The organism is Spiroplasma sp. DGKH1, from assembly GCF_040940205.1.
Taxonomy (GTDB): Bacteria; Bacillota_I; Bacilli_A; order Mycoplasmatales; family Mycoplasmataceae; genus Spiroplasma.
On the sequence record NZ_JASTWG010000001.1, the window covers coordinates 289283 to 305579 of the forward strand.

Annotated in this window: 21 protein-coding genes; all 21 read right to left on the reverse strand. The window is 33.5% G+C overall.

The genetic code is table 4. The annotated features are described in order from the left end of the window. Positions 1 to 147 precede the first annotated feature (147 nt). Complete coding sequence (locus QPK10_RS01275; protein WP_368486240.1) at positions 148 to 333, reverse strand: hypothetical protein; 186 nt, start codon at positions 331 to 333, stop codon at positions 148 to 150. Positions 334 to 506: 173 nt separating this feature from the next. Next, positions 507 to 1667, reverse strand: coding sequence for a Vmc-like lipoprotein signal peptide domain-containing protein (locus QPK10_RS01280; protein WP_368486241.1), 1161 nt, complete (start codon positions 1665 to 1667; stop codon positions 507 to 509). A gap of 30 nt (positions 1668 to 1697) precedes the next feature. Further along, the gene (locus tag QPK10_RS01285) at positions 1698 to 2657 is read right to left on the reverse strand and encodes a lipoprotein (protein WP_368486242.1); all 960 of its coding nucleotides are present in this window, start codon (positions 2655 to 2657) and stop codon (positions 1698 to 1700) included. Between the two features lie 12 nt (positions 2658 to 2669). After that, positions 2670 to 6767, reverse strand: coding sequence for an ABC transporter permease (locus QPK10_RS01290; protein WP_368486243.1), 4098 nt, complete (start codon positions 6765 to 6767; stop codon positions 2670 to 2672). Positions 6768 to 6805: 38 nt separating this feature from the next. After that, positions 6806 to 7507 (reverse strand): hypothetical protein, encoded by a 702-nt coding sequence (locus tag QPK10_RS01295; protein WP_368486244.1) that lies wholly within the window; start codon positions 7505 to 7507, stop codon positions 6806 to 6808. Between the two features lie 148 nt (positions 7508 to 7655). Next, positions 7656 to 8399: a type I methionyl aminopeptidase gene (map, locus tag QPK10_RS01300; protein ID WP_368486245.1), complete on the reverse strand. Its 744-nt coding sequence runs from the start codon at positions 8397 to 8399 to the stop codon at positions 7656 to 7658. 86 nt (positions 8400 to 8485) lie between these two features. Continuing rightward, positions 8486 to 8845 (reverse strand): 50S ribosomal protein L17, encoded by a 360-nt coding sequence (gene rplQ / locus QPK10_RS01305; RefSeq protein WP_368486246.1) that lies wholly within the window; start codon positions 8843 to 8845, stop codon positions 8486 to 8488. 20 nt (positions 8846 to 8865) lie between these two features. Further along, positions 8866 to 9819, reverse strand: coding sequence for a DNA-directed RNA polymerase subunit alpha (locus QPK10_RS01310; protein WP_368486247.1), 954 nt, complete (start codon positions 9817 to 9819; stop codon positions 8866 to 8868). Positions 9820 to 9835: 16 nt separating this feature from the next. After that, positions 9836 to 10225, reverse strand: a complete 390-nt coding sequence (gene rpsK, locus QPK10_RS01315) for a 30S ribosomal protein S11 (protein ID WP_368486248.1) — start codon at positions 10223 to 10225, stop codon at positions 9836 to 9838. Between the two features lie 12 nt (positions 10226 to 10237). After that, positions 10238 to 10603, reverse strand: coding sequence for a 30S ribosomal protein S13 (gene rpsM, locus QPK10_RS01320; protein ID WP_047791157.1), 366 nt, complete (start codon positions 10601 to 10603; stop codon positions 10238 to 10240). Positions 10604 to 10621: 18 nt separating this feature from the next. Beyond that, positions 10622 to 10735 (reverse strand): 50S ribosomal protein L36, encoded by a 114-nt coding sequence (gene rpmJ, locus QPK10_RS01325; RefSeq protein WP_073797358.1) that lies wholly within the window; start codon positions 10733 to 10735, stop codon positions 10622 to 10624. A 26-nt stretch (positions 10736 to 10761) separates the two neighbouring features. Then, positions 10762 to 10980 (reverse strand): translation initiation factor IF-1, encoded by a 219-nt coding sequence (gene infA / locus QPK10_RS01330; protein ID WP_025317111.1) that lies wholly within the window; start codon positions 10978 to 10980, stop codon positions 10762 to 10764. Between the two features lie 23 nt (positions 10981 to 11003). After that, positions 11004 to 11642: an adenylate kinase gene (locus QPK10_RS01335; protein WP_368486249.1), complete on the reverse strand. Its 639-nt coding sequence runs from the start codon at positions 11640 to 11642 to the stop codon at positions 11004 to 11006. Positions 11643 to 11663: 21 nt separating this feature from the next. Then, positions 11664 to 13091, reverse strand: a complete 1428-nt coding sequence (gene secY / locus QPK10_RS01340) for a preprotein translocase subunit SecY (RefSeq protein ID WP_368486250.1) — start codon at positions 13089 to 13091, stop codon at positions 11664 to 11666. Between the two features lie 2 nt (positions 13092 to 13093). Continuing rightward, a complete protein-coding gene (gene rplO, locus QPK10_RS01345; RefSeq protein ID WP_368486251.1) occupies positions 13094 to 13531 on the reverse strand; it encodes a 50S ribosomal protein L15 in 438 nt (145 codons plus the stop codon). 13 nt (positions 13532 to 13544) lie between these two features. Continuing rightward, complete coding sequence (gene rpsE, locus QPK10_RS01350; protein ID WP_047791153.1) at positions 13545 to 14018, reverse strand: 30S ribosomal protein S5; 474 nt, start codon at positions 14016 to 14018, stop codon at positions 13545 to 13547. A gap of 186 nt (positions 14019 to 14204) precedes the next feature. Beyond that, positions 14205 to 14561: a 50S ribosomal protein L18 gene (gene rplR / locus QPK10_RS01355; RefSeq protein ID WP_368486252.1), complete on the reverse strand. Its 357-nt coding sequence runs from the start codon at positions 14559 to 14561 to the stop codon at positions 14205 to 14207. 21 nt (positions 14562 to 14582) lie between these two features. Further along, the gene (gene rplF / locus QPK10_RS01360) at positions 14583 to 15122 is read right to left on the reverse strand and encodes a 50S ribosomal protein L6 (RefSeq protein WP_025317105.1); all 540 of its coding nucleotides are present in this window, start codon (positions 15120 to 15122) and stop codon (positions 14583 to 14585) included. Positions 15123 to 15142: 20 nt separating this feature from the next. Continuing rightward, positions 15143 to 15532 (reverse strand): 30S ribosomal protein S8, encoded by a 390-nt coding sequence (gene rpsH, locus QPK10_RS01365; protein ID WP_368486253.1) that lies wholly within the window; start codon positions 15530 to 15532, stop codon positions 15143 to 15145. A 19-nt stretch (positions 15533 to 15551) separates the two neighbouring features. After that, a complete protein-coding gene (locus QPK10_RS01370) occupies positions 15552 to 15737 on the reverse strand; it encodes a type Z 30S ribosomal protein S14 (protein ID WP_025317103.1) in 186 nt (61 codons plus the stop codon). 12 nt (positions 15738 to 15749) lie between these two features. Next, positions 15750 to 16289, reverse strand: coding sequence for a 50S ribosomal protein L5 (rplE, locus tag QPK10_RS01375; RefSeq protein WP_368486254.1), 540 nt, complete (start codon positions 16287 to 16289; stop codon positions 15750 to 15752). Positions 16290 to 16297: the final 8 nt, after the last annotated feature.

The following is a 16297-nucleotide window of genomic DNA, read 5'->3' on the forward strand; positions in this document are numbered from 1 at the left end:
AGTTAATAAGATTATAGCATAAAAAAGCATTTCCTAATACCCCTAGAAATCTTCTTGTGGCACATAAAAACACCTAACTAAAAGGACTTAACAATAAAATAACTATTTATTTTACATATCCACTGGTTAGGTGTTTATTCTTAATTCTTAACGACCGTAATAAAGATCATCTTTATTTTGGGCTTCTTCTTTTTTACGTAAACGAATTAATTCTCTTTCAATCCGAGCAATTCTTTTATAATTAAAGGGATCCCAACTTCCAGACCCACTTCGCTTTCTTGAACCTGTTTTATATACTCAGTTATACTCTTTAACTTTTGAGAAAAACTTCATAATATCCTCTCCCCCTATATCATTTCTTCTAATAAAGTGATATCTAACATAATATCTTAATTTAAAATAAATATCAAACTAAAATTAAGAATTTCATAAAATAAAAAATTTAATTAGGAAAATATTGAAAAAAAAGATGTTATTACAAAATAACATCTTTTTTACTAACTTTATTAACCACCAAACGTAACATTTAAGGTATAATATGGGATTCCAGTTAATGATGACGCAGTCTTATCTGAAATTTCAAAGATTTTTGACCCTGGTTTTGGGGTTAGAACTGCTTTTTTAGTATTAGCATCAAAAGTTAATACTCAAATTTCATCATAGAAAATATCTTTGTATTTATTAGCAAAATTTTCTCCTAATAATTGTTTAGCTAAATCATAACGTAATTGATCAAGGTTTTGTTCTGTATAAGTTCCTGGTAAATTAACATCAATTGCTTGGTCTGATGTTGGTTTAGTATTATTTTCGGTTAAATATGTTCGCGGATTAGTATCAACTGTAAAATTAAAGGTAAATCCGGATTGGGCAATAACCCCATCCACTTTTGTTTCCATTGAAAATGTTCCTTTTTTAGTATTAGGATCAATGTTAACTTTTGCTGAACGAATAGCACTAATCATCGCATTGGCCATTGTTGATTTATAATAAGCAGGGAAGCGGTTGCGATCACCACCAAATTCCATAATTGCCGCGGCCATAAATAATATTTTAGAACTTGGATTACTCATATATTCATCATATAAATCTTTATCAATATAAATTGTTCCTAAATTTGTCTCTTGGAAAATATCATTAAAAGTAATTGGTTGACCATCAATGGTAACCGCATTTCCAGTTAAACCACTACCTGCTTTCGGAGTTAGCGTAATAATATGACTATCATTGTCAACAACAACATCCACCTGGTCAAGCGTAAATTGGGTTCCATTTAAAATATTAATAATTGCTAATGCTGTTTCTGGTTTAACATTTTCACCAAGATCATCTTTGCTATAGGGAACTGAAAGAATTTTTAACATCTGATTAATATCAGTTGTTGCTCAATCTAAGGCAATCTTTTTTGTTAAAAATGGTAAGTTAGGCGTATTTGGCATATAACGAATAATAGCCGATTTCATTCCTGGTTGAATATCAATATCAACATCATCAGGATTTACGCCATCTTTTTGGATCGCGGCTTTAATATTTTTAACTGTTGGGATAACTTGGTATTTGTCTTTAACATTTACCTTGTTTTCTTTTGTCCCATTATTACAAGCAACAACCGTCGTTGCCGTAGTTGCTGTAATTGTTAGTGATGCTAAAATCATCATTAATTTTCTCATTTTGTTCATCTCCTTTTTAATAAATTTAATTTAACTAAAATTAACTTTAAGTGCTCCGCTAAAATATTTTGAGCCTGATCAAGCTTCAATATCCGCGGAATTGTTAGTAATATTTTTTACGTATAAATCATTCAAGAGTTCACTTAGTTTATCAAGACTTCCCGCAAAATTTAGGGTAATAAACATCATCATAATCTGTAAAATTGATACTTGTGGTAATTTACCTAAATTAGTGGACAATCCTGAATTGGTAAGATCCATTGGATTGGCGGGAGGTTGTTTTGATTTAACTGTAAAATGAACAGTAACTGTCCCATAATAATCTTTGTGGGGATCATCATGGTCAGTTCAGTGATCCTTCCCAGTTTCTAAAATGGCAGTCCCGTTATTTGCATCAATTTTTAAACGGGGAACACTGGTAATTTGTTGATTTCAAATTGCTTCGGTTTCTTCGCCAATAAAGAATGTTCCAAATTTATCAATTTCGGAAATTAAGCCCATATTATTGAAAACAGTAGCAATCAAGAGTGTTTTGGGACGAGCATCATCAACAATTCCTAAATCTAAATTTTTTACTTTATCAGCAATATGGTTTGAATTAACAACCGTTTTATTAATTGTCAGTTCATTTTCACTAGTATTATCATTAATTACAATATTATACTCACCATTTCGGTATAAATCCGGGTTAGGATTAGTAATTAGCGATCCGTTAAACTTAATCTGCTGATGCAGGGCGTTAAAATCTCATTTTGTACCTTGAAAAAGTTTTGCTAATTGGGCAAATAACATCGGAATGGTTTGATTATTATCTTGGGGATTAACATCTTTAAAATTGACACCAGCAAAGCCTTTGACATCCAATGCTAAGACAGGGGGGTCAACAGGGATATCATTCCAATTACCACTCCCAGTTTGACAACTAACAACACCCATTGTTGAAGAAGTCACAATGGTAAGTGCACCAAGCATTGTTAATAATTTTTTCATATTGTCACTCCTTTAATTTGCCGACATAATTGCCACTAATGGATTAATCTTATTCATATTAAATCAACTGATTAAATAGGCAATTAGGTATAAAACAAAACCACTTGCAATAGCTATGATTGGGATCGCGGCATTCATCATTAGGGGAAAGACCATTCCCATGTTAGTTAGCACATTAATACCAATTGTTAAGAATAATCAACCAAAACCAAATCCGGCAATGGTCATTATTACAATAACCGGAATATACATTCCTATTACTAATTTAGTAATATAACGGTTACTATAGCCCAGAACTTTCATTGTGGCAATGATTGTTCGGTTTTCAGCAATAACAACATTACTTGTTAAGATAATAATCATAAAACTTAGAATGAAGGAAATTGCAATAATAAAGGCAATCACTCCCAACACCGCCTGAGCTAGATTTTGTAAAATCGCCTTGGCGGTGGCTATTGGTAACAAATTATTAAATGAACTTTCGGAATACGGTGGGTAAACTGTCGTTCCAACTGTCCCCCCGTTTAACCCATAGAAACTATAGTCACCAAAACTTTGAACAGTGGCCAAACCACTTTGCAGATCATCAGTAGTTTCACTTTTTGATAATTTATAATTAAACAGTGGATATTCATTTTCAAAAACTTTAATTCAATTTACAGCCAATGTTTGTTTTTGAAAATTATTAACAAAAGCGGTTCATAATTGATTAATTGGGGTACTTTGGTTATTTGTAATAAACGTTTCTAAAGCACTAAGAGCGGTTTGATAAGGTGCTGATAATGTTGGTAAAGATTTAACAAATGAATTTTGTCATTCATTCATAAATAATCGTAATAAATGATTACGGGTCTGGTCATAACCTAAAATTGCATTGGCACGCTCATTGTTAATTCAAGCTCGCGCACTACCATACTGGTTATTTACCCCAACAATATTGAAGACTTGATCACTATTATCATTTCCTAAGAGATAACTACCATCAACAATTTTATTATTTAAAATAGTAGGATTTGTAGCATTAGGGTCACTTGGATTTAAAGCACTGTCCAAAACCTTGTTATTTCCCTTCTCTCCTAAAACCACATTTTGGTAATTATTTGTACCATTAAATAGTAGTTTTCCAACTGTTTGACCACTACTATCAGTTCCGGTTACTTGTGATTCATCCCAACTATTTAGAATTTGTTGGGCATCCTGATAACCATTAACACTATTCTTAAATAACGCTTGGCGGAGAACCTTTATTGTAATTTGATCACCAGTTGCTAACCCTAACCTTTTAGCAAGGGTTTGGTTAATAACAATATTATTGCTATTAGTAAATAATTTATTATTTAAGGTATTTTTCCCATCACTTAAAGTTTGGTTGTTAAAACTCTCGTCAATTCCATAGACATCAACATTAATATTATTAACTTGGCCATGGAACATTGTTCCCCGATCATCAGTGTGGGGATTAAACGGTACCACTCCGAATGCTAAATTAAAACTTTTACTATGTTCTTTAAAAGCTGCTGCCATTTCAGTTCGTACTGCTTGGGGAGAGCGTGTATAAACTCCCTGGGTAAAACATTGACTAACATTATTGATAAAGAATGAATAAATTCAATCATACAAATCATACATTGGTTTTTTTAAATTAGCATTAAAATCTTGGGCATTACCACTATCTAACACTTTTCGAAATGACGTTTTAAGGGGGGCTTCAAGCCCGGGACGAAAATGATTATTATCTAAAACAATCATCGTCGAACTACTACCAAATGTTTTTTGGTAATCACTTTTCGTAAACAATTCACTATTTAAACTATCATCTAAATTTAAATTATTGTTAATGAAATATTGTGGGCGTTTCACATCTAAGGCAATTGTCTCACGATATTTTCAATAAAATAGCCGATACTGTTCTAATTCATTAATATGTTGTTTTGCCGTATCAGGATTAGCTAAGTAAGTTTCAAGCGTTGCTTTAGTTAAATTTCCTAACCCATAGTCTTTATAATCACCCCAGGTACTCATACAAACTGCTCTTGACAAATACTGATCACCAGCCGGAACAGTTAACTTATTACTTTTTAAAAATTCTTTTGAAATGTTTTTATATAACATTGATCGCATTTCAGTAGCATTATAAGTTGGTGAGTAATTTTCAGGATTAATCGTTGCTTGTTCAAAATCCTTAATATACTGATCAGCATTCCGCGTCATATTAGTATCACTAAGGGCACTATTATTAATATCTCATGGTTGTTGAGTAGGATCATATGTTTTTAAGAAAGTTGTCGGAAGATTATAAACTGGGGCTTGATATTCAACTAAGGTATTATAATCATCACCGGCATACGAATAACGAATATTATTTTGTAAAATAAACGGAATTGTTGTTGAAATTGTAATTAGAATGGTACTAATAATCATTGTCAACGAAACTCCAAACATTTTCCCCAATGAATTAGAGAACTGCACTGCTTGGAATCGGTTATCAAATGTTTTATGAACGGTACAAATTCTTTGAACAATTTGTTTGATCCGTCCGGCAGAAAACGATTCTTCTTTCTTAATTAGTTGCAATGGTGTTTTGGAATGCATCATAATTGTGGCACTAATCATTGTTACCCCTGTTAATAATGCAAAAACTGCAATAAAAGAAATTACTAATGCTCAGGGTGCTAAAGCAAAACCAGTATACGGAAGATTAAAGTATGCCCCAAAAATAATCCGAATAATTAACTGACTTGAAATTCCTAATAGATATCCAACAATTCCGCCAGCCAGGGCAATTAAAAGTGGATAACTTAAATAACTACTAATAATTTCTCGCCGACGATAACCCAACGCTCGTAAAATCCCATTTTGGGGACCAGTAGCTTCAATCTGCCGTTTAATAACCAAGACTAACACGAAGAAAGAAATAATTAAAATAACCGCAATGAGAATATAAGAACCAGTAATAAACCCATTTAAGGTTGTTAAGAAATAAGTTGTTCTTTTAGCAAACGGATAGCGTTTATCAGTGCGGAACGTAAGGACGGGGGTATCACCCGTAAGCGTTTTACTATAATAAGCATGTAAACCAATTGTCGCCCCACGTTTGCTATTTAAATAAGGGTTTAGGGTATTATTAATTAAACTTTCCTTAACCTCATCACGATAGTTATTAGTAAATTTTCCAACATAATAAACTTCCCGATCAGATTGACTAGCTGGGGTTAAAACTTGTTTAGTAATATCTAGTCTTGTAATATCATAGCTTTGATTATTAGCATCACGAACCGTATCGTTGACTAGCCCAAATAATTTTTGGTCAACATATGCTAACCCTTCATTCTTCATATTTGGAAACGGATGCGACTGGTCTATGATCGGCGTAATAAAATCAGCAGATTGGCCAAAACCAACTACCCGAAACCAATTTTGATTGGCATATGGTGATTTTGGTAATCACTTATTAATGTCTTCTTTTTGATAAGGACTTAAATCAACTGGTTGCAATTCACTATCCGCAACTTTAATTGTTGTTCCGTAACTATCAGCTTGTAAACGAATGACATCATTAATTTTGATATTATTCTTTTTGGCAAATTCAGGCGTTAAATAAACCCAATGCATGGTTTCATTATTTAATGAATTTAAATACTGTTGATAAAAACTTAGGGGCATCCCCGCACTCACAACAAATTTATCGATTGTTTGATGGGGATTAAGGGTCACTGCTTTAATAACCTTGTTATTACCTAAGTTAAAAACTCGTGCTTCCACCCGATCAAAATTAAATTGATAATCGGAATTCATTGTTGCTGTTTGCAAATAATCTAAAATTGCATTTTGGCGAACTTCAATATCGGAAATTGCTAAAAACTGGTCCGCACCACTAGCAGTGTTTTCAACATAACTAGTTTGCGAAAAATCAACAACAAAATCATGTTGATTACTCATTTTTTCTGAAATAAAATTATGATAAACGTTTTCAACACGTTGTTTGGAAACTTCAATTATTGTAAAAATCAAACAAGTTAAAAATACTAAAATAACTAACCCAATAAATTGGATTTTGTTCTTGATTGTATTTTTAATATTATTTTGAAACAATAACTTAAAACCAGACATTATTTTTTTCACCTTCTTTTTATTTTTTCCTTAATAAATTAAAAACAAAAAAGATGAGGTGGTGTTGTTTGCTTTTTAAACTGGGTTAATAAATGTGTTTTGCGTAAATTACTAATTAATTTTGCTTTTTCTAGTAAAAATCAGGCAATTGGTAGCTCACAAATATTGGGAAAACCAATCGTAAAATTATATGGGATTGTTTTAACCAAATCATCGTGGGCTAAATATTTTAAAATTGTTAAATTATTTAAATCAGTAATATTGCTGACATCTTTAATTCAAGCGATATAAATGCGAAATAATATTAAAGTGATAACAAACCCGATTGAAAAAATTCCATAGAACGAATAAAAAGAAGTTAAAAAAGTTGGATAAAAATGTTTATCAAAATAATTATTGTAAAGCACAGTAACATATAAGCAGTATGAAAATAATGATAAGTTAAAAATTCATAAAATAATAATTAATCAATTAGCTTTTAAAACTTGTTTTCATTGAATATTTGGTTGGTGCTGATAAGTTTTAAAATTCAACATAATTTGCAATAAGATTCCAACAAAAAATAACATTACAAAACTAATAAAGACTAAATAAGTTAAATTTAAAATAATATTAACAAAATTTAGTTTTCCCTGGGGATAAATTATTGAAAATGATGATGAAATTAAAATATAAGCACTAAATAATCCTAAAATAGTACTAATAAAACCACGATAAAATTGCTTAAAATTAACTTTCATTTTTTCATAGCCTCCTAGTAAGAGTTAATTTATTATAACATTAATTTAAACAGATAAAAAGGGTAAAAATTAGGGATTTTTAAAAATTTTTAAGGTAAAAATTAAAAAAATCTATTTAAAAACTAGATTTCTAATTATCAAAATAACATTAGGTTAAAACTTCATGGCCAGTCTCGGTAATTAAAATAGTATGTTCAAAATGGGCACTTGGTAAGCCATTAACCGAAACCGGAGTTCACCCATCACTAAGCATTTTAATTTTAGCAGTTCCGATTTGGACCATTGGTTCAATACAAATTGTCATTCCTGCTTGCAAACGTAAGCCCGTGTGTGGTTCACCAACATTGGGAATATGGGGATCTTCATGTAGTTCTTTGCCAATGCCATGACCAGTAAATTCTTGTGGTAAGAAAAAACCATTTCCTTCCACATATTCTTGAATCACGTGGCCAATATCACCAATGCGCACGCCGGGTTTTAGAATGGCAATCGCCTGGTCTAACGCATTTTTGGTAACCTCCACTAGTTGGTGGTGTAACTCACTTAATGGTTCACCGACAATCATCGTAAAAGCACCATCACTATTAAATCCTTGGTAGGCACATCCAGCATCAATTGACACTAAATCACCATTTTTAAGCGGTGTATTATTAGGAATTCCGTGAACTAAAACATCATTAATTGAGACACAAATTGTGGCGGGAAAACCATATAAACCTTTAAAATTCGGTTCACACTGGTGCTGGCGAATAATTTCCGCTGCTCTTTTATCCAATTCAACCCCCGTGATTCCTGGTTTAATCATTGCCCGTAATTCCTGATGGACTAATTTTAACACATTACAAGCAACCCGCATTTTGGCTAAATCTTCACTTGATTTTAAGGTTATCATTTTTTCACCATCTTTTCTACTTATCTATCATAACATAAGAAAGAAAAAACTAATAGCCACATAAGGGCCATTAGTTGAAAAGGTTGCTATACTAATTCAATGATTACCATAGGGGCATTATCACCACGACGATTATCTAATTTTAAAATTCGAGTATAACCACCATTGCGATCTTTGTATTTTTTGGCAATGCCATTAAATAATTTTTGTAAAGCAGTTTCTTTTTCATTTGCTTCAATATCTCTTAAGAAACTAGCCGCTCTTCGACGAGCATGTAAGTCTTGACGTTTTCCTAAGGTAATTAATTTATCAACATGACGACGTAATTCCTTTGCTCTGGTTTCGGTAACTTCTAACCTTTCGTTAATAATTAACTCAGTGGCAAGATTACGCATTAAACCATTGCGTCATGATGTATTTTTACCTCTTTTTTGTTGATATGACATGAATTGCTGCTCCTTTCTGTTTAATCTCTTCTAAAATGTAAACCTAAAGCGGCTACTTTTTCTTTAATTTCAGTTAATGATTTTTTACCTAAGTTACGAATTTCTTGGATTTCTTCTTCGGTTTTTGATATTAGATCACGAAGGGTTTCAATTTTAGCGCGTTTCAAACAGTTTTGTGAACGCTGAGTAAATTCTAACTCATCAATACTACGGTCTAATTCATCTTCTTCTTTTTCAGTTTCCGATGAAATGACTTGGGTTGCTTTGATTGCTTCATTTAAGTTAATAAAGAATTCTAAGTGTTCCGATAGAATTTTACCAGCCATCGCAATCGCGTTAACCGGAGTAATTGAACTATCAGTTTGGACTTCAATTTCTAATTTTTCTAAATCAGCATTTTTTCCTACTTTGGTTGGTTCAACTATATAAGAAACCTTTTGAACTGGTGAATAGTTTGAATCAATGACAATTAAGTCCGCATATTTCTTTTCTTTTTTATTATCATTAAATGATTTATATCCCCGCGAATTACGAGCATGTAATTCTAAGTTTAATTCTCCACCCTTGGCAATTGTGGCAATATGCAAATCCTTATTGATTACTTCAACACCAGCTGGTAATTCAATATCTTTTGCTAACACATCACCTTCCTTGTTAGAATTAATTTTTAAAATTACTGATTCTCCATCGGGAATAATATTTTGATCAATTTTTAACACAAGGTTTTTAATATTTAAAATAATTTTTGTAACATGTTCAACAACACCGGGAATTGCGGTAAATTCATGTGAGGCTCCTTTAATTCGAATGGCAAACACTGCCGCTCCGGGAGTTGAAGATAATAATGTTCGGCGCAATGCATTTCCCAGGGTAATTCCAAATCCACGTTCTAATGGTTCAACTAAAAATTTTCCATAATTGTTTGATTTGTCTTCCGCTTCTAATTTAAATTCTGGTCTAATAAATTGTTTCATCTAACTATCACTCTCCTTATCCTCGTGGTCTTTTTGGTGGGCGAGCCCCATTATGAGGAATTGGAGTTACATCTTTAATTGAAGTAATCTCTAACCCAATTGCTTGTAAACTTCTTACTGCCGCGTCTCGACCCGGACCTGGTCCTTTTACTTCAACTTGAATGCTGTGCATTCCGTGTTCTTGACTAGCTTTTCCCGCCGCTTCGGCAACCATTTGCGCTGCATATGGGGTTGATTTTTTACTTCCTTTAAACCCCATTGCTCCCGCTGATGATCATGAAATTACATTCCCGCCTTCATCGGAAATAGTGACAATTGTATTATTGAAAGTTGAGTGAATGTGGGCCACACCTTTATTAATATTTTTTTTAACTTTTTTCTTATTAGTTACTTTTTTAACAGCCATAATTACACTCCTCTATTTTTTCTTATTCGCTACTGTTTTTCGTGGTCCCTTAGCAGTACGCGCATTTTGTTTTGTTGATTGTCCTCTAACTGGTAACCCCTTACGGTGACGCATTCCTCGGTAACTTCCAATTTCCATCAATCGTTTAATATTTAAGGCAACTTCACGACGTAAGTCTCCTTCGGTTTTATATTTTGCAATTTCATTTCTAATTTTAGTTAATTCTTCTTCTGATAAATCTTTTACTCGTACATCTTCTGAGATTTTAGCATCTGCTAAGATTTGTTGAGATAGTGGTTTTCCGATTCCAAAGATATAAGTTAAGGCAATAACTACTCTTTTATCATTTGGAATATCGACTCCTCCAATACGTGCCATGCTTCTATTTTCCTCCTTTTATCCCTGTCTTTGCTTGTGTTTTGGTTGTTGACAGATTATCATAACGCGATTTTTTCTTCTAATTACCCGACATTTGTCGCAGATTTTTTTGACTGATGATCGTACTTTCATCGTGCATACTCCTCCTCAAACTTAATTTATTTGTGTCGAAAGACAATACGCCCACGTTCTAAATCATATGGTGACATTTCAACAGTTACTAAATCGCCCGGTAAAATGCGAATGTAATTCATCCGAATTTTACCAGAGACGTGAGCTAAAATAACTGCGCCGTTTTCTAATTCGACCTTAAACATTGTATTTGGTAATACTTCTAAAACTTTTCCTTGAACATCTAGTAAATCAGATTTAGCCATTTTATTACCTCCAATCTCTTTTGTTACTTAATAATTGCAACGATTTGGTTTCAAACAGCGTCACCTTCCATATCAGCATCAATAACTGATAGGTTTTGCTTATTAAGATAATATTGAACTAATGGTTCAGTATCTCGTTTATATTCTGCTAATCTTACCTGGACTTTTTCGGCAGTATCATCCGCGCGACGGACTAGTGGGGTTTGATCATAATCACAAATTCCCGCCACTTTCGGAGGGTGGAAGGTAATATGATAAGTTCTTTTACAAGTTGGACATGTTAAGCGTCCCGTAATCCGATCGATTAGTTTTGATTCTGCGATTTCAAAGTATAGGGTATAATCAACTTTCGCATTGCGTTTTGCTAATAATTCATCTAGTTTTTCCGCTTGATTAACAGTGCGGGGAAACCCATCTCAAATAATGTCCCCCTGAACTGTTTGTAAATAATCTTCTAACATCTCAATCATCAAGTCATCAGGAACTAGTTTCCCTTGTTCAGAATATTTTTTAGCTAAATTCCCCTTCGCAGTGTTATTTCGAATATTGTCCCGAATAATATCACCAGTTGAGATATGGTTATAACCAAACTGAGCAATAATTTTTTCTGATTGGGTTCCTTTCCCGCTCCCTGGTGCTCCTAATAATATAATATTGCGCATAAAATTAATAACACACCTTTCTTATCACAAGTATGAATTATCATTTGAATCTTGATTCAAACTTTGTGATTTTTTATCAATAAAGGCTTGTTGCGTAATTCGTCCTTTAATTTGACGCATTGTTTCTAACGCAACTGACACCATAATAATTAATCCAGTTCCCCCAATTGCTAAGGCACTTGGTAAACTAGTTAGTTTGCTAATAACATATGGTAAAATCGCAATGGCGGCTAAGAAGATTGACCCTAAAATACTTAAGCGGTTAATTGTCCCCTTAATATATTTTTCAGTTTCCTTCCCTGGTCGGACCCCGGGAATAAAGGTTCCCGCCTTTTGAAAGTTTTCAGCAATTTTTTCAGGGTTCATTTGCACTTGCGAATACAAGAATGTGAAAAGAATTGTTAAAACCGCATAAATAATAATTCCTGGTCAAGTTGAAAATGATAAGTAATTATTTGTAAACTGGACAAACCCATTATTAGGATTTGAAACACTAATAATTTGAGAAACGGTAATTGGCGCGGAAATTAAAGCTGAGGCAAAAATAACAGGAATTACCCCCGCCGAGTTAATTTTTAACGGCAAGAAGGGTTTATTCTGTTCACCGCCCGAGGACAGTCCACTTCCGGTTTGTTGAATTGGTAATTTCCGTTCTGATTCATTTAGCATTACGACAAACAAGATTACCAATAAGAACATCACCACATAAACTAAGAATTTTAAAATTCCATCAAATAATAGGTTAATGTCTTCTTGGCCAGAAATTCAAAACTTAAAGGTTGTTTCTAAGTTACTTGGCAATTTTGCCACAATTCCCGCGAAAATAATGATTGAAACTCCGTTTCCAATTCCCCGAATTGTGATTTGATCGGCAACTCATAACATAAACATTGTTCCGGCAATTAAAGCACACGGAACTAAAATGTAGTAGAAAATTGGACTTCCCGTTCCAAAATCATTAGTTGATCACTTCGGACTAATAATTCCCTGGTTGGCCATCGTAAAGATTGTGGCCACCCCCTGCATAATTGCAAAAGGAATTGTTAATCATTTTGTTAAACGGTCTAATTTTTTCCGACCTTTTTCTCCACCCTTCGCTCAACGCGATAATGGTGGAATCACATCCGTTGATAACAACTGGACAATAATTGAGGCAGTAATATATGGCGAAACTCCCAAAGCTAAAATTGAGAATTTTCCTAAAGTTCCTCCCCCTAACATTGAGATTAAACTGAAGAACTGATCAGTATTTGATAAATCTTGAATATTAGGACTAACAGTAACTCCGGGCACGGTCAAATAACTTCCTAATCGAATTACAACTAACACAATTAGGGTGAAAGCAATTCTTTTAATTAGATCTTTGTTTTTCACAAAAAAGTTATTTGATTTGACAAGATCAACTTGTGCTGCTTTCTTGGCCTTTCTTTTTTTAGCTTTGGTTTTCACTATTATATTACCTCTACTTTCCCCCCAGCCGCTTCAATTGCTTGTTGGGCTGCTTTTGAAATTTTATTTGTTTTGACATTGACGCTCTTAGATATTGTACCACTACCTAAGATTTTAATTAATTCTTTTTCTGATTTAATTAATTTTTTTTGAGCTAATGTTTGGTGATTAATTTCACTCACATTTAATTTTTCTAAATCTTTTAAGTTAAAGATTGTATAACTTTTGGTATTAATATTGGTGAATCCTACTTTCGGAATTCTTCGAAAGATTGGAGTTTGTCCCCCTTCAAATCCGGGGCGCACTCCCCCACCAGTACGAGCATTTTGACCTTTATTACCTTTTCCAGAAGTTTTCCCAGTTCCCGAAGATGTTCCTCGTCCTAAGCGTTTTTTCTCATGACGAGCGCCTTCACTATATTTTAATTCATGTAATTTCATTAATATACGCTCCTTATCCTAGTAATTCTTCTGGTGTTTTACCACGTAATTTGGCAATTTGGTCTGCCGTTCTTAATTCTTTGAAGCCCTCAAAAGCTGCTCGTAAAATATTAATTGGGGTATTTGATCCTAATGATTTCGTATAAACATCTGCTAATCCTGAAAGTTCAATCACAGCACGCACTGGGCCACCAGCAATGACTCCCGTCCCTTTTTTAGCTGGTTTCATCATTACTTTTCCAGCGCCAAAGTGACCAATAACCTCATGGGGAATTGTTGTTCCCACAATTGGAACTCTTACTAATTGTTTTTTGGCCTCTTTAATTGCTTTTTTAATTGCATCAGGCACTTCATTAGCTTTTCCAGTTCCAAAGCCAACTTTTCCTTTTTTATCACCAATTACAACAACTGCCGCGAAACGGAAGTGACGACCACCCTTTGTTACTTTGGTAACCCGGTTAATTGCAACAACTTTTTCTTCAAACATGTTGTCTTGGTTATCACGACGGTTAAATCCTTTGTTGTCTTGTTTATTAAAAGGTTTATTTTGGTGGAAATTTGGTTTTCCTTCTTGGTGTGATTTTGCGGGTGCTTGTTCAGCTGGTTTTCCTTGTTCATTAGTATTAACTGCTAATGCTTCTTTATTTTCTGCCATTATTTTCTTTCTCCTTTATTAGAATTTTAAGCCAGCTTTACGAGCGGCTTCTGCAAATGCTTTTACTTTTCCGTGGTATAAATACCCACTACGATCAAATACGACATTGGTAATTTTTTTAGCAATTGCTAATTTAGCAATTTCAGCTCCTACTTGTTCAGCAGCAGCGATGTTTGAAGTTGATTTTAAATCTTTCATTTTTAAAGTTGATGCGGAAGCAAGGGTTGTTTGTTTCACATCATCAATCAATTGGGCATAAAAGTGGCCGTTTGATTTGAACACATTCAATCTTGGTCGTTGCGAGGTTCCAGAAATTTTGTTACGCACACGATAATGTCTTTTTTTACGATTACTACTACGTGAGTTGTTATTCATCTTCTCTTTCCTTCCCTGCTGTTATTTACCAGCTGATTTTCCTTCTTTACGAATAATGTGTTCATTTTTATATTTAATCCCTTTTCCTTTATAAGGTTCAGGTTTTTTAAAGTTTCTAATATTAGCAGCAACTTCACCTACTAATTGTTTTGAAATTCCTTCCACCGTAATTTGTGTTGGTTTGGGAACAGTTAGGGTAATTCCTTTAGGAATATGGTATTCAATCGGATGTGAGAACCCTAAGTTTAACATTAGTTTATCCCCTTGTAAGTTAGCTTTGTAACCAACCCCCGAGATTTCTAATTCTTTTTTGAACCCAACACTAACTCCCTGGATCATTCCTTGGATTAGTGAATTGATAGTTCCGTGTAATTGTTTAGTATGTTTAACTTCGTTAACTCTGGTTGTTTTAACAACCCCATCTTTTGCTTCGACTTTGATAACATTAGGAATTTTTTGTTCTAATTGTCCTTTTGTGCCTTTAACAATAACATTATTTGGTTGGACTGTAACTTCAACACCGGTTGGGATTTTTAATTCGCGATTTCCAATTCGAGACATTTTGCTACCTCTATAACTTTCTATCACACATAAGCAATAACTTCCCCACCGAGATGAGCTTGTTTTGCCATTTTATCTGTCATAACCCCTTGGCTAGTTGAAATGATTGCAATCCCTAATCCATTTAATACTTGAGGTACTCTATCAACAGTTACATAAACTCGTAGTCCTGGTTTTGAAATTCTTTTTAACCCTGAAATAACTTTTGTTTTTCCTTTATATTTTAGCAAGATACTTAATTCTTTTTTAACTTCTCCTGTTACTTTAAAATCTTCAATGTAACCTTCTGCTTTTAAAATTTCAGCTAATTTAACTTTCATTTTACTTGCCGGCATCACAACACTTTTATGTAGTCGTTGGTTAGCATTTCTGATTCTTGTTAACATATCAGCAATTGGATCGATCATCATAATTATCTAGTCTCTCTTTCTATCATGAAGCTTTTCTAACACCTGGGATTTGTCCCTTGTAAGCTAAATCTCTAAAACATAAACGACATAAGTTATATTTACGTAATACCGCATGAGGACGTCCACAGTTTCCACAACGAGTGTAGCCTCTTACTTTAAATTTTGGATGACGAGCTTGTTTAACTTTTAATGATTTTTTAGCCATGTTTCTTTCCCCCTATTTTTTAAATGGCATTCCCATTTTTTTCAATAATGCATAAGCATCTTCGTTCTTGTTGGCACTTGTTACAATTGTAATATCCATTCCCCGAATTTTTTTAACTTTATCATAGTCAATTTCAGGGAAAATGATTTGTTCTTTAATTCCTAATGAATAATTTCCTCTGCCGTCAAAAGCATCTTTGCTAACACCACGGAAATCTCTTACCCGTGGTAAGGCAATATTAATTAGTTTATCTAAAAATTGGTACATTTTTTTCCCACGCAGAGTAACTTTTGCTCCAATTGGCATTCCTTCTCGTAATTTGAATGAAGCAATTGAGCCTTTTGCTAAAGTTACAACTGGACGTAATCCGGCAATTAAACTTAACTCACTAACGACATCTTCAATTGCTTTGGAATTATGGGTCGCATCTCCTGCTCCGACATTAATTACAATTTTTGTAACCTTCGGAACTTGCATAATTGATTGATAACCTTGCTCTTTGAATAACTCTGGTAAAATTTCTTCTTTATAACGTTTTTCAATTCGTTCCATCTTTTATC